Raw genomic sequence first — 21,876 nt, 5'->3', positions numbered from 1 at the left:
CGAGCGCGCCACGTTTCCTGTGGAGACACCCACGGTTGGGCGAGCGGAGCAACGGACGCACCCTAACGCGATGAGGTGATGGAAATGGCAAAAATCCTGCTCGTTGCGCCGACCTGTGATGGCGAGGATGTTGGCGAGGCGTGGGTGGCTTTTCAGTGGGCACGGCGGCTTGGCGAACGCCATGAACTTACTCTGCTGACGTACCACAAGAGAGGCGCAACGCCGGCGGCGCAGCAATTGACTGGTATCAAGATTGTGGAGTGGAGGGAGCCGCCTTTTCTAGGGCGGGCGGAACGGCTGAACAGCATGATGAAACCCGGCTATGTCCCCTTCTACTTCCGAGCGCGGCGTTGGATCCGTGAAGCCGTTGATAGGGGGGAGCGTTTCGATCTGGTGCATCAACCGGTTCCGGTCGCAATGCGCTATCCCTCGCCGGCCGCCAACTTGGGGTTACCGCTCGTTATCGGACCGGTTGGAGGGGGACTGTCGTCTCCTCCGGGGTTCGCAGCGGAAGATGCCTCCGCCCCATGGTTCGTGGGAATGCGTCGGTTGGACGGCTATCGCTGGCGCTGGGATCCCTTATTGCGCGGTACTTTTCAGAACGCAGACTGCGTGCTTGGGATCGCCGGGTATGTGAAGGAACAACTTGCGGGGATGCGCATGCGACGCTTCGAGGTAATGAGTGAAACCGGCCTCGATGAGGTTCCGCCGCCGGTCGACAGGGCGGGGCGTTCGGGGCCGACGAAGCTGCTGTATGTAGGACGTCTCGTCCGAACGAAAGGTGCGCGCGATATTATCCGCGCTATGGCTCTCTTACGGGACCTTGCAGTCGAGCTCGACATCGTGGGGGAGGGCCCTGAGCGCAGTGAATGCGAGACGCTCATTGCGTCGCTTGGCCTCAACAAACGCGTCACGTTGCATGGATGGCGAGCGAAGGAAGAATTGCCCGAATTCTACCGGCGGGCTGACGTATTTGTCTTTCCAAGTTATCGCGAACCAGGTGGAAACGTCGCATTGGAAGCGATGGGATATTCGCTGCCGCTCGTCGTGATCGACCGCGGTGGACCAGGAAGCGCGACTTCGGAGCGCTGTGCGATAAAGCTTCCCATCACCACCCCCGAAGCGCTCGCGGCTGCCATCGCTGCAGCAATTCGCAGGCTTGTGATCGATCCGGAACTGCGCTGTCAGATGGGACTCGCTGCACACGAGCATGTGACGCAAACCGCCCTGTGGTCGGCGAAACTCGATCGAATGGATTCAATCTACAAGGATATTATTGGCGCAACTCCGCAAGACGATGTCACGTGACCGCGTTCGGAGCTAGGGCGGCGCGTAGCGCCGCTCGGTGCCCCGGACCTAACAAAATCCGCATGCTTTCGCCGACGATGATGGCAAGGCGAAACAGCATGGTGGCTACCGGTCCGTGATGCCGTCGATAATAGCGGACGCGATTAGCGGTCATCAATGCGGACAAGTACGGGTTACGATGGTATGCACCACCGATGTGAACTGCGCGCGCATTCGTGTCATAAAGGATCAAAAGCGCCGAACGGCGAACCCTTTTCATATAATCGACTTCCTCACTGTAAAGGAAGAATGACTCGTCCCAATCGCCGACTATCCGCCGGGTCCGTGCCGAGATGGCCAGAATGGCACCAGTCGCCCATTCAATCCGACCGCCTTGCTGATAAAGCTTGGGATCGGCAACGATCTCACCCAACCCGATCCTGGCGGCAAGTTTCGTTCCGAGCAGCGCGTCCGACCAGACCGTTACCGCAGACGGCTCACGCCGCAAGGAATGGCAAATTTTGCCGTCCTCGCCGAGGATTTGCGGGACCACCACGCCGACCGACGCCTCAGCCAGCCGATCGACCAAATGGCGTGCCGCGCCGGGGTGAAGCCGAACGTCCGGATTGAGGATCAGAAGATCCGCCCAAGGCGCCACTGTGGCCGTGGCGGCGTTGATGCCTGCCGCATAGCCGGCATTCCGGCCCATTCTGATGACCTTGGCGCCGATTGGATGGGCATTTGCGAGGTCGGCCGAGCCGTCGCGCGAGGCATTGTCTACGACGATTACCTCGTAGTTCGCGATCCCTTCAAATCCCGCGGCCAGGGAATCGAGCAAGCCCGGCAACACGGACGCGCTATTATAGGTAACGATCACCGCTGCGAGGCTGCCCGTCCCGTCTTGTCCCGGGACGACAGAGTTATGTCCTCGATCATCCACTTGCGGCTTGTCCATACCGTGCCCTCATATGCCCCGGAGCGCGGAGCTTCCCGTGATCATTGCAGGAAGATCGCCGACGCCAAAAGACTGCCGAGAGAGGTAGGGTGTCGGCCTGGCACAGACGCTGCGTCATCCAGAAAGTCAGGTGGACCGTGGCATACGTCATCCTCTCGGAGTACATCAGCACCATTGTCGTCAGGCGCGGCTGCGCTCCGTAAGTCTTTGAGTGCACTGGATTATCCTGCCTGATTTCCTAGGATATTTCGAGGTTTCGACGGTCCATCGATCCGTATTCGCCGCGCCTTTTGGCCGTCCTTGCCGTTTCCGCAGGATAGCGACGCCCGGGATATTCCTCATGTCGATCGAGTTTCAGCATTCCTTGCCTCCGAGAGCGGAGAGCGTGCCGGGAGGCAGCAAGCTGACACGACGATTCGCGAGTCGGATCGCGGCTGGCTCGCTCGCAAGGCTGCGGGCGCTTGAAGAGGTGTCCGCCGACGCCTGCATCCGGGTCGACGAGCTGATCGCTCTGGCAGCGCGCGGCCTGCCACGCATGCGCAAGAAGGGGTTGTTCGCGCACACGGCGCGCGCCGTCAAAACCAACACGGGATGGTCGGAGCAGCCCGAGGGCGAGAGTCTTCGTTATACGGCAATGGTCGCGCTTGGATTGTCCAAGTTGGACGTTGCGGCGCAGCGGCAGGTTCTCGATGGCAACACCGCTGCCGATCTGGCGCGAACGGCCGAAGCCCGCGCCGAAACGACCGACGATCCCGGGGCGATCGCGCTTGCCGCGTGGGCCGCGGCGGAGGCGGGGCATTTTCATGCTTCCCGGCTTTTCCGCAAGCTTGCCGCTCTGCTTGCCTCACAGTCATCTGTCGCCACCGTGAACTGCGCATGGGCGCTCATTGCCGCGCTCGCCGGAAGGTATTTCGGGGACACACGGGAATTGGCCGCATTTGCCGCAAGCCGGTTGATTGGCGGCCAGGCCGCGTCAGGGCTCTTTCCGCATGTGCTGCCCGCCTCGGTTAATGGCCGCCTGCGCGCGCATATTGGCTGCTTCGCCGATCAGGTCTATCCGATCCAGGCTCTTTCGCGGCTTCACGCCGCGCACGGCCATCCCGCCGCCATGGCGGCGGCCGAGGCCTGCGCCGCGCGAATCTGCTCACTGCAGGGACCAGCCGGACAATGGTGGTGGCACTACGACAGCCGCGACGGAAGTGTCGTCGAGGGCTATCCAGTCTACAGCGTGCATCAGCACGCCATGGCGCCGATGGCACTGCTCGACCTTTGGCAGGCTGGGGGGAGCGGCCATTGGCGGGCAATCGTCAGCGGATTGGACTGGCTCGATCGTCATCCGGAGGTGCTGGCACCCCTTATAGCTCACGACAAGAACGTCATCTGGCGGAAGGTCGCGCGCCGCGAACCCAACAAGGCGGTACGGGCGATGTCGGCCTTCACCACGGCGCTGAAGCCCGGCATGCATCTTCCCTGGCTTGACGCGGTCTTCCCGCCGAGCCGGGTGGATTACGAATGCCGCCCCTATGAACTGGGATGGCTTCTCTATGCATGGCTTTCCGGAGAGGAGGCAGTGAACCGGGCTCCGGGCGTGGAGGATAGCGATGCCTGACCTGTTGCAAAGATCCGACGTGAACGTCAACCGCCGACTGTTGTTCGGCATGTATCTGGATGCCGTTCGAATGGATGATGTGATCGAGGCCTGCCGCAGAGCGCTGATCACGCGTAGTCCGATCCTGCTCGGGGTGTTGAACGCCGCCAAGATCGTCAAACTGCGCAGCGATACGCTGTTGCGCAATTCGCTCATGGAGTGCGATCTCCTGTTGGCCGATGGCCAGTCGATCGTATGGGCCAGCAAGCTGCTCGGGCGGCCGCTGCCGGAGCGCATCGCCGGCATCGACATTTTTGAGCGGCTCCTCTCGCTGGCGCACAGGGAAAATCGCTCCATAGCGCTTCTCGGCGCCCGGCCCGAGGTGTTGCAGAAGCTGCAGGAGCGGCTCCGCGAGCGCTTTCCCGGGCTGCGGATCGCATGCAGTTACGACGGCTATTTTCAGCCGGGCGAGGCCGGTCAGATCGCGGCGGGGATCAGGGATTCCGGCGCGGACATGTTGTTCCTTGGAATGACGTCCCCCAAGAAAGAGATCTTTCTCGGCAAATATGGTCCGTCGCTCAACGTTCCCGTGCTGCATGGCGTCGGCGGATCGTTCGACGTACTGGCAGGTATCACCAAGCGCGCGCCGCTGGCCTGGCAGCGCGTCGGAATGGAGTGGGCATATCGCTTGCTCCAGGAGCCGCGCCGGCTGGCGTGGCGCTACCTGACGACCAACGCGACCTTCATCCAGCTATCGCTCAAGGAATTCTTCCATCCCGCCCCGGCGTTTGGGCCCGAGAGGATAACGGGCAAATGACCGGAAACCGACCCCAATCCACCCGACGGATGCGGAGCATCTCCAATGACTGAAGCGTTCCGAGGCCGGCTAGCGATACTTGGCATGGGCTACATAGGCCTGCCAACGGCTGTCGCGATTGCGACCCGCGGTGTCGACGTCATTGGCGTCGACACCAATCCCGCGACAGTCGCGGCCGTATCGCGCGGCGAAGTACCGTTCGTCGAACCTGATCTCGCCGTCGCCGTCAGCGGCGCGGTCGCCATGGGCAGGCTTACCGCGACGTCGGAGGTGCCGGAGGCCGATGCCTTCATCATAGCGGTCCCGACGCCCTTCAACGAGGACAGAACCGCGGATCTGTCCTATGTGGAGGCCGCGGCCAAGCAGATCGCTCCGAGGCTCAGACCCGGCAACATCGTGGTGCTGGAATCCACATCGCCCCCCGGCACGACTGAAAAGGTGGGGGCCTGGATCGGCGACCTGCGGCCCGACCTGAGGATGCCCCGCGACGGTGAGACGGGTGCGGACATCTTTGTTGCCCATTGCCCCGAAAGGGTCCTGCCGGGCCGCATCATGATCGAGATCGTCACGAACGACCGCGTCGTCGGTGGCCTCACGCCAAGATGTGCGGAGAAGGCCGCTTCCATCTACCGCCTGTTCACGCAAGGCGAAATCCTGCTCACCGACGCGGCAAGCGCGGAAATGGCAAAGCTCGTCGAAAATGCCTATCGCGACGTAAACATCGCCTTCGCCAACGAGCTCTCGCTCATCAGCGAGTCGCTCCACATCGACGTTTGGGAAGTGATCCGGCTCGCGAACCGGCATCCGCGGGTCAGCATCCTCAATCCCGGTCCTGGCGTGGGCGGCCATTGCATACCGGTAGACCCCTGGTTCATCGTTTCCGCGGCCCCGCAATTGTCGCGGCTGATCCGTACGGCACGGGAAGTCAATGACCGTCGGCCGCACGACGTGGCCGAGCGTGTGGTGGCGAAGGCGCAACGGTTCAGGGCGCCAACGATCGCCTGCCTTGGGCTGACCTTCAAGGCGAACGTCGATGACGTGAGGGAAAGTCCGGCCGTCGAAGTCGTCGGCCTTATCGCCAAGGCCCTGCCGGAGGTCGAGATCTTCGTTTCGGATCCCTATGTCAGCATGCTACCGACCTCGCTGGCAGGATACTCCAACCTGCGCCTCGAGGGCGCCTACCAGGCCGTGGAACGGGCCGACATAGTCGTGCTGCTGGTCGAACATGAACCGTTCAAGGCGATGCGGCACACGCGCTTAGGCGGCAAAGTCGTTTACGACACGCGCGGGGCGTGGCGCTGACGGTTCAGCGGATTCGAGGGCGAACTCTACAGGCGGGTTTCGGACACCGAAAAAGTGCTCGATCGCCTGGGTCGAGCGCATCGCGGCTTGACCGTCCCCATAGGGGTTCACCGCCTGCGCCATGGCCTGATAGGCCGCCCGGTCGGTCAGCAATGTCGTCACTTCGCGCACAATGCGGTCCTCGTCCGTACCGACGAGCCGCACAGTGCCGGCGGCAACGGCTTCGGGACGTTCGGTCGTCTCCCTGAGGACGAGCACCGGCTTCCCGAGGGTCGGCGCTTCCTCCTGGACGCCGCCGCTATCCGTCAGAACCACGGAACAGTCGCGCATCGCCTGGACGAAATCGCCATAGTCGAGCGGCCGCGTCACCAGGACATTGTCGAGGCCGACCAGCGGGGGGATGAGCGCGTCGCGTACGACTGGATTGAGGTGTGCGGGCAACAGGAATACGATCTCCGGAAACGTGCTTGCCAGCCGGGCAATCGCACGGGCCGTTCGCGCCATCGGCTCTCCCCAGGATTCGCGTCGATGCGCCGTGATCAGAACGCTCCTCCTGCCGGAAATCCTCTGCATGTCCGGGTTGTCGAGGGGGGTGTTGCGCGACGCGACATGGAGCAGGGCGTCGATGACCGTGTTGCCGGTGACGACGATGGTGTGCTCGTTCACGCCCTCGGAGAGGAGGTTGGCCTTCGATGTCCGCGTCGGCGCCAGATGCAGGCAGGCGAGTTGCGTCGTCAGCCGGCGGTTCAGTTCTTCTGGAAACGGATTGTAGCGGTCGCCCGTTCTCAGCCCTGCCTCGAGATGGATCAAAGGGACCTTTCGATAGAAGGCGGCAAGTGCAGCCGCAAAGCAGCTGGTCGTGTCGCCCTGAACCAGCACGGCATCGGGTTCCTCGGCGTCTATCACGCCGCAGACACCGCCTAAAGCGCGATTGGTGATATCTTCGAGCCTCTGCCCCTGCGTCAGGATGTTGAGGTCATGGCTCGGGCGGATGTCGAACAGCGTGTTGACCTGGTCGAGCATTTCGCGATGCTGGCCTGTTACGGCGACGATGGGCGTGCAATGGGACGAGCGATCGAGCTCAGCGATCAATGGCGCCAATTTGACGGCCTCGGGGCGCGTCCCATAAACAATCAACACCTTGCGCATGCCGGCCTCTCCTTCTGACCATGCTCGACGCTCATCGCAATAACCTCGGTAAGTTCCCTCGGTCGGGCGCGATCGATTTCCCTCCGCGGATCCGGTGCAGTGCCCGCTCTCTTCGCTCCCGCCTCAATAGCCGTGGTGAAAGCGGCAGTCGTTCAGCACAACACCAAGGACGTTGCTCTTCTCAGACAGATACTGCTCGCAGGAATCGACTTCAGAGAGTGTGGTCCGCTCGGCCGCCGCGACCAGGATCACGCAGTCAACATTCGGCAAAAACGCTATGACGTCGTCGGTGGAAAGCATGGACGACATATCGTAGAGGATGACATCCGGACTCATCCTTTGCCGTAGTTCCCGCAATACTCTTGTCGTCTCGGGGCTTTGCAGCGTTTCCGCCGAAAACGGCACTGGCTGCCCGTTGACGCCGACAGCCAGATTGCTGTCGTGGCGCAGGAAGACCTCGCTGATTTCACTCCGGCCGTTGAGGAAGCTTTCAAATGGTGGCGAGCCCGTCACCCCGAGCCTCTCGCCGATCTGCGGCCGTCTCAAATCGACGTCGACGAGCAGGGTGCGGCAATCCTTCTGGTCAGCCAGGCTGAATGCCAGGTTCAATGCGAGGAAGGTTTTGCCACAGCTGGGCGCGGGGGAGGTGATCGCGACGGACGTCCAATTGTTCTGCCGCAACGTTTGCAGGATCTTCGTGCGCATCATGTCGAATGGAGTGCGCGCCGGGGTCGATCGGTTGATGGTAACAACGCGATTTTGGGCGAGGATCGCAGGATCGATGCGAAGCGCCGGCAGGCCGGCCCAAACTACCTCACTCTCGATCCGCGAGCAGGCATGAATTGTCTGTTCCGAAGCTCGATCTATGGCGCGGACCTGGGCGATTCCCTGGAGCGATGTGGAAATACTTTCCATGATTTGTTGGTGACCCTTATCGTATAGTTGTTGTTGTTATTTTAGATCCGATAATGTTATATCAAACATTCTTGTGCTAATTCGAAATAAAATTCTCGAATACGAGTTCAATCGGCGAATAATAGTAATGGATGGTGGCCAATGTGCCCGGAATGCCCGCGGCGACGAGCGCCGCCGCTATGCCTCGCGCCACCCTTCGTTTGCGGCCGGCGGCGCGCAACTCGGCTGGCGTCGCGATATGCGGGATGGTTGCGAGCGGTTGGTATTGAAGCAATTGGGCCAGTTCCGATGGCCTACGCACTGTCCTGTTGAGGATTTCAAGCAGTGCCACAAGGGCGAGGCTGAGCCCGATTCCCGCCGCGCCGCCGATGCCGACGATACGCCGCCGGTTTGGGCCTACAGGCGATTGGGGTGGCGACGCGGGCTCGAGCAGCGAAAGGCGTCCGCCATCGGAGCGTAGCTCGATCTGCTCGCCTATCAGGGCCTCCGCACGCCGTGCGATCGCGGCGTTGTATTGCGTCTGGACATTCAGCCTGTTCCGTTCGAGCGAATTGAGGGCCGTTTCGCTGGCCGGTGTCGCCACGATCGACCGCGTCAGGTCGGCTATGTTTTGCGTGATGGAAGCCTTTTCCTGGCTTATGACCACCAGGCGCTGATCGACGTCCGAAAGCTGAAGATCAAGCCCGGACAGTGCCTTCTTGCTCCCGGAGGTATCCATTGCCTGACTGGACGGCAGACCACGCTGCAACGACGCAATCCGAGCACGCAGTGCTATGATATTGGGGCTCTTTTCGGAAAAGATCGCGAGTTGCTCAGCCAAGGCGCGATTCAGATCCTGAAGCATCTGCTGCTCAGGCGTGACCGGGCCGCTGTCGACCGACAGAGCGCCGGTGGCATAAGCATCCATGAGACTGCTGCGCCTGCTGCGAAGAGCGGCCTCCTCACGCTCGAGCAAAATCAGCCGCTCCTGCTGGCTGATTTGCTGCCGGCGACGGAAATCGAGGCTCTCGGGTAGCGTGTCCTTGTTCTCGCTCTTGAATTTGAGGAGATCGGCCTCAAGTCGGTTCAGGTCGGATCCAAGCCTCGCGACCTCCCGGTCGAAAAACCGCAGCGTGTCGCCGGCGCGGTCTGTGCGCTGGCGCTGATTGCTGCGCAGGATCATTGCCACGAGCTCATTGACGGTCTTTGCCGCCAGCACCGGCTCGCCAGCCGCGAAGCTTACGTCGAAGATGCTCGCTCCCGTATTGGCGCTCAGCGTCTCCAACTGTTCGAAAGTGATGCGGGACCGCATGTCCTCGACGATATCCTCGCTGGAGAGCTCCTCGTCGCCAGACCGCTTCTCGCCCGATAGCTTGTTGCCGTAGAGATCGAGCTTGTCCGCCAGCGCCAGAAGATACTCGCGCGTGGTGATCTGCTGCCGGATGATCTGGAACTGGTCCACGGCATTTGTCGGCACCGTCGAACGCGCCAGGTCCGCTGGAATCTGCGGCGCTTCCACGAGGATCTTGGCGCTGGCCCGATAGACGGGAGGAAGTATGCGCGCGACCAGAACGGAAACCGCCAGCGCCGAGATGGTGATCGCCAGGATGTACGGCAGCCTTCGCCACAAGATCGAAATGTAGAAGCGTACATCCACATCGCGCATCGCAAGGTCACCCGAACTTGGACTTGAGCGGCACCGTGCCAAGTATTCATCTTCAAGCGGTTACGAGGCGGGTGATAGATGATCAATGGGGGGTGACCGAGCGCGCCTCCACCTCCGGTACTAGTTCCTTCGAGTAGGCTCTTTCAACCTATGTCTTACGCTCGGATTCGCGTCTGACGCATGACCTCCCATGTAGAGCTTTCACGGGTTGTATTTGTCGCGGCCGGGACTGCTGCCGCACCGGGCGTGCGCTACGCGCCGGCAAGGGCAGGCCCTTTCCGGAGGTACAAGCCACTGAAAGCGGAAGGGATGCCGGGCATTCTGTCAGGCGAAGGGGCCTTCGCGACCGTCGCCTCCACCGAAAGAGGGTAGGCCATCACCTCGACGGCGGCACTGCAAACCGGCATTCGCCTAACCGTTTCACCCAATCTGCTGCTGCGGCTCGCGCTTCAGGCGACTTCCAAACACCGGCTCGCGCGGTCATGCTGTCAAAGTCGGCTGCTCACCCCTGTCGGGAGGCGCGTCGACCATCGCCATTCCGCTCAACGCACGTAGGGTCACAAATGCACGCTGCTCCACGTCTAAGCGTGGTCATCCCGCATCTCAACGAGCCTGACAATCTGCGTCGCTGCTTGCTTTCTCTCGACGCGCAGCGCGCGGACGGCATTCCCTTCGAGATCATCGTCGTCGACAACGGTTCGGCCGAACGGCCCGATGCCGTCTGCTCGAGTTTTGCCGGGGTATGCCTGGAGTACGAGCTGGTTCCGGGTCCTGGCCCCGCCCGGAACCGGGGTGCAAAAGCGGCCCGATCCGACCTCCTGGCCTTCATCGATGCGGACTGCGTGGCGCAGCATGGCTGGGTGCGCGCGATCGTAGAGTTCCTGGCCGGAAATCCTGATATCGATGTGGTCGGTGGCGACATTGGAGTTCTGATGGCCGATCCGGAACGACCGACATCGATCGAACTCTATGAAAGCATCTACAGCTATCGCGCTCGCCTTTACGTCGAAAGTCACGGCTTTGCCGCAACCGGCAACATGGCGGTTCGAACGCGGGTCTTCCGCTCGGTCGGTCCCTTTGGGGGCATTTCCACGATGGAGGACACGGAATGGGGAAGGCGTGCGACCGCGCTGGGCCATCGGCTGGCCTATCTGCCCGAGGCGAAAGTTCTCACGCCTTCCTGCAGATCTTTCGCGCAACTGGCGCGGCGATGGGACCGACACGTCGCTCACGAGTTCCGGAAGGTTGGTGATAGTCCGACAGCGAAGCTCCGGTGGCTGGCGGGTGGAGTGATGATCGGCGCCTCTCCTCTGATCGAGATGTTCAGAATCCTGGTTTCGGACCGTATCTCGGGCGGCCGCAGCAGACTGTTTGCTCTGGCATGCCTGATCCGAGTCCGGCTTTATCGCGCCGGTTTGATGTTCAACCTGGCGCTCCACCAAAACGCAGCCTCACTGGTTGAGAACTGGAACAGAGAAAAGACCTGAGTCATTTTACGTATTGCTTGCGTGCTACCCCGGATCATCGAGAATATGCGAAAGCAATTCTTGATGTTGCGGCATATTGGTAAAGCGCTATCGCGAAATAACTAGTACTAGAACTAATTGTCTAATGGGTATTTATTGATGTCTCGACAGAAAAAATGTCTAATATTTCTGCAAGGCAGAAATCAATATTATTAACGCAAATAATATACCTCCTAACTCGAATTTATATTTGGGATGGGCAGAGAGATCTGCGCTTGCGGTGAGTTCCACTATCAGTCGTGGAGAGCGCAATGCCGAAAAGTCCCAGGTTATATCCCCATTGGCTTATCGCACCGCCCGCGTCGCACGATTCAGCGGTCGGCCCGCGGCGATCCTATCTTGCGGCCAAGCGTGGTTTCGACATTGCGTTCACATTGATGATCGCGCCATTTGCCCTGGCGATTGTCGCAGTTCTGGTACTTCTCGTTCGCCTGGATGGCGAGAAGGCTTTCTTTCGCCAGGCGCGGCTCGGCAAAGGGGGGCGGGTTTTCCATCTCTGGAAGCTTCGGACCATGGTTCCGGACGCGGAGCAAAGGCTACAGGAATACCTGGATGCCGATCCGCTGGCCCGCATCGAATGGGATCGCACGCAGAAGCTTCAGAACGATCCGCGGGTTACGATGCTTGGCAAATATCTGCGCAAATATTCCGCCGACGAGTTGCCGCAGCTCCTGAATGTCCTTCTTGGCGACATGAGCCTTGTCGGTCCGCGGCCGATGCTGCCGGACCAGCGGTCTCAGTATCCCGGCAGTGCGTACTTCAGCTTGCGTCCGGGGATTACCGGGCTCTGGCAGATCAGCGAGCGCAACATGTCCAGTTTCGCTCAGCGCGCAACATACGACACACGCTATGCTGGCATCATGTCCTTCGGTACGGATCTGTCGATTCTGTCGAGGACTATCTTCGTTGTCCTGCGCGGCACGGGCTTTTGAGTGCCATTCTCGCTAAGGCCCCGGCGTGCCTCTCGTCCAGCGGGTGTCGAACGTGCCCGGGAACGAGTGTCCCGGCCTTATTGCCCTGGTTCGGCTCAGTGATCTGACCAGTTCGTCCCGTCGGTTGCAGGATCGCTGGGAAACAGATCATTGATCTTATAGGCGACTTCCGTCCTGTTCGTCGCCTTGACCTTCTTCATGATGTTGCGGATGTGAACCTTGACGGTGCTTTCCCGCAGGTTGAGTTCATAGGCAATGATCTTGTTTGCCTTGCCACGCCGCAGTGCCTCCACCACTTCGGCCTGACGCGCGGTAAACATGCCGGCCAAAGGGCGCGCGACCGCATTGCCCGACTCGAGCAGCCGACGCATGGCGAATACACTGCTTGCTGGAACGAAGGTCCCGCCGGCTACGGCGAGGTCGATCGCCTCGATACAGACATCGATGCTGACCGAGGAAGGGATATAGCCCTTGGCGCCATACTCGAGCGCCTTCATGATCTGGGCGAGCTCGTCCGTATCAGCCAGCACAATCACCGGCACCGGTTCGAACTCGGAAGCGAGCTTCCTTATTTCCTCGGCAACGGCCGGATCAACGATCTTTCTACCGCCTACATTCAGGAGGATCGAGGACAATGGAGGGTGTAGGTGTCGCTGTCGCCGCCATTCTTCGATCGATCCGAATGCCAGGACACGCATGTCAGCCTTGTGGGACACTATGCTTTGCGCCAGGCATTGGCGATCAAGCGCCCGACTGTCGATAATCACAAGCAAGCGCTCCGGAAAGGAAGGCTGTTCTGTGCCTGTGTCGATATTGTTGTCAACTTGCGTGGGAATGTCGTTTTGTATATCTTTTCCATGGCTAATCAATTTCATAGTTATACGTCTCCCCAATAGCAATCTCGTTCGCAAATTTGTTTGACGTGTTGACATTTAAAGCTTGCGCGAGATCCTACACCGCAGATTTCGACTGAAAACGTGGCAATCTACGCAGCCCTTAAACGAAATTCACTACATAAGCATTGATTGATATTTATAACGTGAACTAACCAAGGGCGCGCGGCCGCTGCCCCCAGGCAGGCCCAAGCCGTCATTCCCAGTCTGCCCTATTCCAATGTAGGTTAAAGACCCCCAAAATCTTATAGTAGACGTACCTCTTTCGACGTACGGATGCATCATCCTCCGGCACGCAATCGGGACGGGGAAATCTCTGCCGCTATCAGGTCCCATTGAGCTCATGGCTGCCTATGGCTCCCTTTGGCGCGTCGTTAAGGTCATTCGATACGTACGACTGATGACCCAGCGCGCCACCTCATCACTAAACTTCAGTGAATAAATATTTAAGTAAAGTCTAATAAAATCTAGACTACTATAGCGATCGTAAGGATGAAACGACCAATTTGGGGTGCTGTGCCTAAAATAAGGAGTATTTTGCACGCATGCAGCGATGAGGTGTGTCTTATTAAATGATACATCCGCAGTATATGGCGCTACGTCGTCTACCACCTTTTAAGCAGACTCGGCCGTAACATCTTCTTATCCAGCAATCCTGTTCGGCCGTGGCATTTCCCGCGACCTGAAACATCGATGAATGACCAATCGTTCGCCGTAACGAGGACTGTCTCAATTTAGATCGGTCCCCGCCGCGGCTGCCTGGCATGAGGTGCCTGTTTGCGGGCGGGCCACAGGCTGGCAGTCCTGTTGTTGACCGCGCCAAAAGGGGACGAACGCTCACCAGAAGCGAGGGGGCGGCGCGGCGCATCCATCAGGACTTCCTCCTCACGGCCCGGCGAAGGTCGGCCAACGATCAAAGGCGCCCTCATTCCGTCGGTCGAGCCCTGTATCTGGGCTTCGAGCGTTCGTATTTGCCCTCGCTTTGCTCCGACACTGCCATGCACATTGTGTCTGTCGACCTGAGACCCGGGAATGTTGAGCATCCAGGCGCCGCTCGCCCACAAGAATATAAACAAGACATAGGTCGCGTTCCAGAAGTGTACGGTCCAGCCAACCAGGAAAAACGCGCCCATCGCAATCAGATATGCCGTCCGGTAGCTGTTCAGTTTCTCGTCAAACCCTTCTTTGATACTTACATGAAATAAAAGTGTAAGATATGAGGACATTATTAAGGCTACCCCAGGAATTCCGTAATATATTGCATGCGTAAGCCAGAACATATCAATGCTTTCGGGCATCCATATTGGTCGATCCCACCTGTTGAAGCCCACTCCGAACAATGGGTGGTTGAGAACGGATGCCGAGCCAAAATTCCAGATTAGTACCCGATAGCCGGCGGAATACGTGTCAAATGAAAAGTGGGTGATAAAGAACTCTGGAACAGATTGATTTGATGCCGCCGCGATGAAGACGTAAACCGTGAGCATTTGCACCCAAAGTATTTTCCACCGGTGAACGTAACTGCGCAGCAACCAATTCCATGCGATCATTAGCGCTTGAAAGATCAACGCCGTCAGCGGACCTGATGAAAGGGCGAGGAAACTCGTTACTGCGACAATCCCGGACTTGGTCCATTTCATGAATGGTTTCTCCTGATAGCCAAGCACCAGGTGCACCAACGCAAGCACACTACCGCAGACAACACCAAACAAAATTGGGTGGTCGAGCGTACCTTGTACACGTCTCAGTCCCCAACGGGGCTCTGTGATGGCAACAGGGTGGGACGGCAATACAGTGGAAAACAATTCAAGCAGGATGTCGCGATCGCTGAGTGCCTCGATGATGGCGAACGGCGCCAGGGCCGCCACGATCAGGAACAGCAGGCGAACTGCACGATAAAAATCGCTTGCGTCACTGATATAGGTGCGGGCGAGCAGGTACGCCCCTGCCGTTTCGATGAAGAGTATTCCTGCCGGCTCGATGGACTGTTGGAAGCCGTGGGCCACCGTGAGGCTGATCGCACCCCAGAAGCAGTAGAGAAAAAGCAGGACGTCCGGCGCCCTGACACGTCCCGCCTTCCCGCCGACCCAGCGCAAGAGGCACGGACCAAGCAATGCAATGAGAACGATCCGGTATGGCGAAAGGGCGAGCGACCCCAGTTTTATCGTCCACGGTAAAAAGAGGCTCAGGAGAAACAAGCGAACTGGCCAAGCCAATTTGCCTTGCATCACGGTGTACGAGCCCCTCCCAACTCGACGCGAGACGCGACTGGGCGACGTGGCGAGGGTCCCTGCGACGGTTATCATGGAGAGCACATCTTACGGTACTGGACTCGGCCGGCGACCCGCTCTTCGGTTGAGCATGGCATCTGTTTATCTGGGCCCATGACTCACCCTGGCTCCCGCGTTCATCGATTAAAGCAAACTCAGTGCCGGCAAGGCGTCCAATCGATGTCGAAAAGGCACAAGAAATTCCGCTGAGAGTTGGAACATCAACTGGCTACCCGCTCACACCCCAGGCTGAAAATGTTGTCTGGGGCTCCAGATGTACCGCTGCATATTCCTCATCGCACACCAGACCAGATTGCGGAAATCCTTGAGGCCAGTGAACCTGATTATTCGCTTTGTAGGATCGTCGTTTAGAGGGGAGGGATACCTCTTTCGGGACTCCACTGACCAGAGGCGGGAAGCGCCGCCTTCACCAATGTTAGTAGAGCATCGGAAAGTTGATGTAGCGCTAGGACATTCCAGCGGACAATGCTGCCACACTTGAGAGAAGTTTAGCTCGAAGCGCCACCCGGATAAAATCTTGCGCGAACGGGACACGATTTTCGGTAAGCATCTGTTCATTTTGCACCCGATGCTGTGATCGAGATCCCGATTAGTCTATCTGAAAAGGAAATATGATTATGTCTTGTACGCACAAATCTGATATCTGTTCTGCATAAGAAAGCTATAATGTCAAGCAAAGTTTCGATTATTCTACCGACATTCAATCGAAGTAGCACTTTGGTTGGCGCGATAAATAGTGTCATCACTCAATCGCACAAGGACCTTGAGCTGATAGTCGTCGACGACGGCTCCACGGAAGACATTGAAAAAGTCGTGCGCAGCATTGCTGACGACCGCATCCGCTACATAAGGCGAGAGTTAAACGGCGGAGCCGCCGCCGCACGAAACACCGGTCTGAAGTACGCCAAGGGCGACTACGTCGCGTTTCAGGACAGCGACGATATCTGGCTGCCTGGAAAGTTGGAAAAACAACTTGCGCTGCTGTGCTCCCTTCCAGCCCACTTTGGGGCAGTGACTGGAGCAAAGATAATCTACGGTAGAGACTCAAGCTTCAACTACGGTCCCACGCGAGTAGCTCTTGCTCCTCCTCCTGACGGGCGTCTTTGTCCCGATGAGGGCCAACTCGAGCGACTTTTGACCGAGAATCGCATCAGCGTTCAGAACACCCTGTTCCGACACAATTGCATGCCGACTCTGGAATGGTTTGACCCCTGCGCGAGGGCCAACGAGGATTGGGAATTTGCGATCAGGTTGGTGCAGCACACAACTGTGTATGAGGACATTGAACCTGTCGTCCTGGGGTTCGTTTCGGCCGACAGTATATCCGCGAATGGTCGCAAACCTATCATCGGGCGGTTGCGCATCCTGCGAAAAAACAGAGCAATCCTTACTACACGGAGAAGGCTGAGATCCCTGATAATGCTCGACGTTGTCCGGTACTTTTATGTAGTGGGTAAGAGAAGGTCTGCCGTCAAATTTCTCCTTGCGGTGATCGGAGATTATCCACCGCACATCAGGTTTGTCTGTTGGGCCTTGGCAAAAAAATTTCGCGATTGGTTCCTCACGCCTTCCTGATGCGAGCGTGGTGCCGCATGCATTCTGGCGTGCCGCCTAGTCGCGGAGGACTGGCGGCCAAATGCCTGACCGAACAGTTGCGAGGACCTCTTGTTCACGAGACGTTTTCGCTCTCTTCTGGAATGGGTCGTGGTTTGCGATTTCGAGCATAAGAGCAAGACGAACTGAGCGCATCGCCTCGATGAGCCGACGTCTTGGCGGTTCGGTGAGGACCTGTCGGTAAATGTCGAGCTGCAGGTTTGCCGCTCGCTGCAGGCCGAAGCGCTTGGTAACCATTTCACGGCCGAACCGGCCAAGGGCAGTCCGCCGCGCCGGATCCTTGATCAGTCCCTCCATCTGCGCCGCAAGTCGGCCGGCGCCGGCGGCTCCATCGGCCAGGCCGTAAAAGCCTTGTCTCAGGAACAGTTCGACTGTTGATGGTTCGAAGATTTCGGAAAAAGCCTGTTCCCCTTGCACGATGAGCGGGCGGGCGATGGCAAGCGCGCGCAGCGCCGAACTCCCCATTCCGATGACCAGATCGGCCGCCGCATAGGCACTGCGCGGGTCCAGATCGGCACCAGGAAGCATCACGATCTCACGTCCATGGCGACGGTTCACTGCGGCTGCCCTCGTCGTCAACGCTTCGCGCGCGGGACCGTCGCCGAGAAGGATGAGCCTCAACGGATATGATCCTGCGAGTATGTCCGCCGCATCGATCGCCCGCACGAGGGCATCCAGCTTGAGATCGATCGCGAGGCGGGACACGGTGACGACAAGGAACTCATTGTCGGTAACGCCGTGCCTGTTGCGGAACCCTTTCCCGTCGACGAGGGGCGTGTCGCGCTCGACATCGATTGGCGGCTCGAGCACCCAGACCTGGCCGCGATGCGTCTTGCGCGCCTCTATGGCAAGATCGGACGTGCCCATGATCAAGGGTACCGAGGCTGGGACATGCGGCATCACCTGCATGCTGAGAACGGTACAAAGCAGGGGAACATTCAAGAGAAGGCCGGCTCCGTAATAGGCGTCGAGGCAGGTCGGCCACTCGTACGCGTGGATCAGGTCGATGCGTTCGCTCCGCGCAAGCGCTGCGATCTGGACTATCCTCGAGGGGGCCGGGCGATATTTCAAAGGCCGCGCCGGCACATAGCGAAGACCGCGCTCCTCGATATACGAGACGAGCGGGCCGGGGATGCCGTAAACAATCACCTCATGACCTGCCTCGGCTACGGCGGCCGCGAGATCGATGGCATTTATCTGGCTGCCGCCGATCGAAAGGTCATGTGGATACACGAGCACGCGCAACGCCTTGGTTCCCGTATCTGCCTGCTTCCGGCAAAGCCGTCCTAGGTCTCTTCGAGACGGCAGAGGAAATGTAGCGCCAGCGTAATGTCGGTCGTCCCACTCACTTCAACCTCTCACTTTGGCCGAAAAAGAATGCCGCAACCCTGATCGCAAACGAGGCGCGTGGCGCGAAATCATCAATGCTCTGTACGTTGCTACGCCTTTCGACGCACTCGGTACTGCATTTTGTTTCCTTTACTGTTGGGCCGAAAAGAATTCTTCTGATTCGCAGAATTAATTGATTTACCTGACGAATTAGAAACCCGGCTAACACGCCGCATCACGGCCGCGGGTTTTAATCAACACGATGAGAAAACAGGGATATTGGCAGCATGATCGCGTCCGATGTCACGCTGCATGATGATGTCGTCATCCATCATCCGGATCTCGTCAATCTGTATGGATGTGCGGTCGGCGCGGGCACGCGGATCGGCACGTTCGTGGAGATTCAGAAGAACGCGGCAATCGGACGGAACTGCAAGATTTCCAGCCACTGCTTCATCTGCGAAGGGGTGACCATCGAGGACGGCGTCTTCATCGGTCACGGGGTCATGTTCACCAACGACATCTATCCACGGGCCGTCAACGCCGACGGGGGGCTCCAGTCGGAGGCCGACTGGACCGTGGTGCCGACACGGGTCAAGCACCGCGCTTCCATCGGCAGCAACGCGACCATTCTGGCCGGCGTCACGATCGGGGAGGCCGCCCAGGTCGGCGCCGGCGCGGTGGTGACCAGGGATGTACCAAGCTTCGCGATCGTTGCCGGCGTACCCGCGCGGATCATCGGACGCGTCAAGGATGCCACGATCGAGACTGCGGAGGCGTGAGATGATCGGCGTTGCTGTCGTCGGCTACGGTTACTGGGGGCCAAACCTCGTGCGCAACTTCTGGGAAGCGCCCGGTGCGCGACTCATCTCTGTATGCGATCTGCGCAAGGATCGATTGGCAACCGTCCAGACCCGTTACCCCGCCGTTGACATCACAGACGATTTTGAAGAGGTCCTCCGCGACCCGCGCGTCGATGCCGTTGCGATCGCCACGCCGGCTGCCGCGCATTTCAAGCTCGCCATGAAGGCGCTGATGGCGGGAAAGCACGTGCTCGTGGAAAAACCGATGGCGGCGACCTCGGACGAGGCACGCCGCATGGTCGAGGAGGCGGCGCGCCGCCGCCTCGTGCTCGCCGTCGACCACACATTCGTGCACACGGGCGCCGTCCGCAAGATGCGGGAGCTTGTCGAAGACGGGCTTGGCGACGTCTACTACTACGATTCAGTCAGGGTCAATCTCGGCCTCTTCCAGCACGACGTCAGCGTTATCTGGGACCTTGCCGTGCACGATCTGTCGATCATGGACTACGTGCTGCCGGAACGGCCCGTAGCGGTGTCGGCCACGGGCATGAGCCATGTTGCCGGCGAACCAGCCAACATCGCCTATCTCAATCTCTTTTTCGACAGCAAGCTGATCGCGCACATCCACGTCAACTGGCTCGCTCCGGTCAAGGTGCGCCGGACGCTGATCGGCGGCAGCAGCAAGATGATCCTCTACGACGACCTGGAGCCCAGCGAGAAGATCAAGGTCTACGACAAGGGGATAACGCTGAACGGCAACCCGCAGAAGAACGGCGAGAAGGTCTACCAGATGCTGGTCGGCTATCGTACCGGCGATATGTACGCCCCCCACCTCGACGTCGCCGAGGCGCTCGGCATCGAACTGCGTCAGTTCATCGATTGCATCGAGCGAAATGAACAGCCGGTTGCCGACGGAAATGCCGGGCTGCGGGTGGTGAAAATCCTCGAGGCCGCCACACAGTCGCTCGCAGAGCGCGGCCGGGTGGTCGAGCTCGAGCATATGAGGCGCATCGCATGATCCCCTTCCTCGATCTCAGGGCGCAGTATGCATCGATCAAGGACGAGGTCGATGCGGCAGCGCTGCGCGTGCTCGCGTCGGCGCAATATGTTCTGGGCGACGAGGTCGCTGAGCTTGAGCGCGAATTCGCGGCCTATTGCGGCGCGCGGCACGCGATCGCCGTCAACACGGGCACGAGCGCCCTTCATCTTGCGCTGCTTGCGCTTGGCATAGGTCCTGGCGACGAAGTCATCACCGTCCCCTTCACGTTCGTCGCCACGGTCTCGGCGATCTGCTACACCGGCGCACTGCCGGTCTTCGTCGACGTCGAGCCGGTGACGCTGACCATGGATGCGACGAAGCTCGAGGCTGCGATCACGCCCCGGACCAGGGCGATCTTGCCGGTTCACCTTTACGGACAAATGGCCGACATGGACGCCATCAAGGCCATTGCGGACCGGCATGGCGTACCCATCATCGAGGACGCCTGCCAGGCCCACGGCGCCGAATACAAAGGCCGCCGTGCCGGAAGCATCGGGGTGTCGGGTTGCTTCAGCTTCTATCCGGGAAAGAACCTGGGTGCCTGCGGCGAAGGCGGCATCGTGGTTACCGGCGATGACAGCCACGCGCGCACGATGCGCATGCTCAGGGACTGGGGCCAGGAAAGCCGGTATCACCACGTGCTCAAGGGCTTCAACTACCGGATGGACGGCATTCAGGGGGCCATCCTGCGCGTGAAGCTCAGGTATCTCGACGCGTGGACTGAAGCACGCCGTGCCCACGCGGCACGCTACTCTGCACTGCTCGCGGGGTCCGACCATGTGAAGGCGCCCCTCGAAATCGCCGGCCGGCGTCACGTCTACCACATCTATGCCGTCCGGTGTCGGGATCGTGAAGCGTTGCAGCACGCGCTTAGCAGCGAGGGCATACAGTACGGCCTGCACTATCCCATTCCGGTGCATCTGCAGAAGGCCCATGCCGACCTCGGTTACGCACCGGGCGATTTTCCGAGATCGGAGGCGGCCGCCCGGTCGGTTCTTTCGCTCCCCATCTATCCGGAAATGACAGCCCGGCAGATCGATGAGGTGGTGTCTGCGGTGGAGCAGGAGGCCCATGTCCACTGAGCGCTCTGCGGGCATCCGAATTGTCCAGGCGGTGCATGGCCGCCGTGAGGCCGTTGCCGATCCGAGCTATCAGGTGGCGCTGGCCGAAGAGCTGAAACAATCCTACGGCGCGGCGGGGCTTGTCGAGCTCTACGGCCGCTTCATCGTTGGCGACGGATTTGTCGACCTGCTGATGCGCAAGGCGATCTGGCAAAGCGTTGCGAAGAGTTGCGGCTGCGGTCTGCAGGTCGGCAGCGGCGCCGGCTTCAAACACCCCGAAACGTTCGAGATCGGCAACAGCGTCTTCATCGGCGCACAGGCCTACATCCAGGGCCGCCACGACGGCAGGTGCGTCATCGGCGACAATGTCTGGATCGGCCCGCAGGCCTTCCTCGACGCGCGCGATCTCGTCATCGAGGAGTTCGTCGGATGGGGGCCGGGTGCCAAGATTCTTGGATCGAGCCACACCGGCATTCCCGTCGATGTGCCGATCATCAGAACCGACCTCGAAATCAAGCCGGTTCGCATTGGCGCCTGGGCCGATATCGGGACCAATGCGACGATCCTGCCTGGCGTGACGATCGGTCAAGGCGCGCTCGTCGGGGCGGGCGCGGTGGTGCTCTCGGACGTCGAGCCCTTCGCCGTCGTTGCGGGCGTACCGGCGAAATTCCTGCGCTGGCGAACGGATTGCTCACCAGCGTCGGCGAAACCATAAGAGATGAGGCGGGCA

18 protein-coding genes are annotated in these 21,876 nt (G+C 59.7%); 11 read left to right on the top strand and 7 right to left on the bottom strand.

Annotation, left to right across the window (positions count from 1 at the left end):
• Nucleotides 1-84: 84 nt before the first annotated feature.
• A complete protein-coding gene (locus GHK62_RS17865; protein WP_153440497.1) occupies nt 85-1,308 on the top strand; it encodes a glycosyltransferase family 4 protein in 1,224 nt (407 codons plus the stop codon).
• Here the strand turns inward: GHK62_RS17865 and GHK62_RS17860 are convergent.
• A complete protein-coding gene (locus GHK62_RS17860; RefSeq protein WP_153440496.1) occupies nt 1,301-2,242 on the bottom strand; it encodes a glycosyltransferase family 2 protein in 942 nt (313 codons plus the stop codon). The two genes, GHK62_RS17865 and GHK62_RS17860, sit on opposite strands and share 8 nt — an antisense overlap.
• A gap of 340 nt (nt 2,243-2,582) precedes the next feature.
• Here GHK62_RS17860 and GHK62_RS17855 point away from each other — a divergent pair, with 340 nt between their 5' ends.
• From GHK62_RS17855 to wecC, 3 genes are read left to right on the top strand one after another with little or no spacing between them, the layout of a single operon-like run.
• Nucleotides 2,583-3,851, top strand: coding sequence for a hypothetical protein (locus tag GHK62_RS17855; RefSeq protein WP_234886947.1), 1,269 nt, complete (start codon nt 2,583-2,585; stop codon nt 3,849-3,851).
• Nucleotides 3,844-4,647, top strand: a complete 804-nt coding sequence (locus GHK62_RS17850) for a WecB/TagA/CpsF family glycosyltransferase (RefSeq protein ID WP_153440495.1) — start codon at nt 3,844-3,846, stop codon at nt 4,645-4,647. The genes GHK62_RS17855 and GHK62_RS17850 overlap by 8 nt, the downstream gene beginning before the upstream one ends.
• A 45-nt stretch (nt 4,648-4,692) precedes the next feature.
• A complete protein-coding gene (gene wecC / locus GHK62_RS17845) occupies nt 4,693-5,949 on the top strand; it encodes a UDP-N-acetyl-D-mannosamine dehydrogenase (protein ID WP_153440494.1) in 1,257 nt (418 codons plus the stop codon).
• On the opposite strand, the gene wecB is transcribed toward wecC, so the two are convergent.
• The 3 genes from wecB to GHK62_RS17830 form a co-directional block, all read right to left on the bottom strand.
• Entirely contained in the window at nt 5,905-7,098 is a 1,194-nt protein-coding gene (gene wecB, locus GHK62_RS17840; RefSeq protein ID WP_153440493.1) for a non-hydrolyzing UDP-N-acetylglucosamine 2-epimerase, read from the bottom strand. The two genes, wecC and wecB, sit on opposite strands and share 45 nt — an antisense overlap.
• A 123-nt stretch (nt 7,099-7,221) precedes the next feature.
• Entirely contained in the window at nt 7,222-8,013 is a 792-nt protein-coding gene (locus tag GHK62_RS17835; protein WP_153440492.1) for a CpsD/CapB family tyrosine-protein kinase, read from the bottom strand.
• Nucleotides 8,014-8,089: 76 nt separating this feature from the next.
• Nucleotides 8,090-9,658 (bottom strand): GumC family protein, encoded by a 1,569-nt coding sequence (locus GHK62_RS17830; protein ID WP_153440491.1) that lies wholly within the window; start codon nt 9,656-9,658, stop codon nt 8,090-8,092.
• A 563-nt stretch (nt 9,659-10,221) separates the two neighbouring features.
• On the opposite strand from GHK62_RS17830, the gene GHK62_RS17825 reads away from it, so the two are divergent.
• Nucleotides 10,222-11,145 (top strand): glycosyltransferase family 2 protein, encoded by a 924-nt coding sequence (locus tag GHK62_RS17825; RefSeq protein ID WP_153440490.1) that lies wholly within the window; start codon nt 10,222-10,224, stop codon nt 11,143-11,145.
• Between the two features lie 290 nt (nt 11,146-11,435).
• Nucleotides 11,436-12,116 carry a sugar transferase gene (locus GHK62_RS17820; protein WP_153440489.1) on the top strand — a complete coding sequence of 227 codons (681 nt, stop codon included), beginning with the start codon at nt 11,436-11,438 and terminating at the stop codon, nt 12,114-12,116.
• Nucleotides 12,117-12,211: 95 nt separating this feature from the next.
• On the opposite strand, the gene GHK62_RS17815 is transcribed toward GHK62_RS17820, so the two are convergent.
• Nucleotides 12,212-12,991 (bottom strand): LuxR C-terminal-related transcriptional regulator, encoded by a 780-nt coding sequence (locus GHK62_RS17815; protein ID WP_153440532.1) that lies wholly within the window; start codon nt 12,989-12,991, stop codon nt 12,212-12,214.
• 752 nt (nt 12,992-13,743) lie between these two features.
• The gene (locus GHK62_RS17810) at nt 13,744-15,240 is read right to left on the bottom strand and encodes an O-antigen ligase family protein (protein WP_153440488.1); all 1,497 of its coding nucleotides are present in this window, start codon (nt 15,238-15,240) and stop codon (nt 13,744-13,746) included.
• Between the two features lie 726 nt (nt 15,241-15,966).
• Here GHK62_RS17810 and GHK62_RS17805 point away from each other — a divergent pair.
• On the top strand, nt 15,967-16,875 hold the full coding sequence (locus GHK62_RS17805) for a glycosyltransferase family 2 protein (protein ID WP_153440487.1): 909 nt from the start codon (nt 15,967-15,969) through the stop codon (nt 16,873-16,875).
• A gap of 36 nt (nt 16,876-16,911) precedes the next feature.
• Here GHK62_RS17805 and GHK62_RS17800 read toward each other — a convergent pair whose 3' ends face one another.
• Nucleotides 16,912-18,153: a glycosyltransferase gene (locus tag GHK62_RS17800; RefSeq protein ID WP_153440486.1), complete on the bottom strand. Its 1,242-nt coding sequence runs from the start codon at nt 18,151-18,153 to the stop codon at nt 16,912-16,914.
• 377 nt (nt 18,154-18,530) lie between these two features.
• Between GHK62_RS17800 and GHK62_RS17795 the strand changes: the two genes are divergently transcribed.
• Genes GHK62_RS17795 through GHK62_RS17780 form a run of 4 tightly spaced genes read left to right on the top strand, consistent with a single transcriptional unit; the run spans nt 18,531 to nt 21,861 of the window.
• A complete protein-coding gene (locus GHK62_RS17795; protein WP_153440485.1) occupies nt 18,531-19,025 on the top strand; it encodes an acyltransferase in 495 nt (164 codons plus the stop codon).
• A 1-nt stretch (nt 19,026) separates the two neighbouring features.
• Entirely contained in the window at nt 19,027-20,064 is a 1,038-nt protein-coding gene (locus tag GHK62_RS17790; RefSeq protein WP_153440484.1) for a Gfo/Idh/MocA family protein, read from the top strand.
• Nucleotides 20,061-21,167 carry a DegT/DnrJ/EryC1/StrS family aminotransferase gene (locus tag GHK62_RS17785; protein ID WP_153440483.1) on the top strand — a complete coding sequence of 369 codons (1,107 nt, stop codon included), beginning with the start codon at nt 20,061-20,063 and terminating at the stop codon, nt 21,165-21,167. The genes GHK62_RS17790 and GHK62_RS17785 overlap by 4 nt, the downstream gene beginning before the upstream one ends.
• Nucleotides 21,157-21,861 (top strand): acyltransferase, encoded by a 705-nt coding sequence (locus GHK62_RS17780; protein ID WP_153440482.1) that lies wholly within the window; start codon nt 21,157-21,159, stop codon nt 21,859-21,861. Before GHK62_RS17785 ends, GHK62_RS17780 begins: the two co-directional genes overlap by 11 nt.
• Nucleotides 21,862-21,876 lie beyond the last annotated feature (15 nt).

The organism is Sinorhizobium terangae, from assembly GCF_009601505.1.
In the GTDB taxonomy this organism is placed as follows: Bacteria; Pseudomonadota; Alphaproteobacteria; order Rhizobiales; family Rhizobiaceae; genus Sinorhizobium; species Sinorhizobium terangae.
This window is presented reverse-complemented; position numbering and strand designations above follow the sequence as displayed.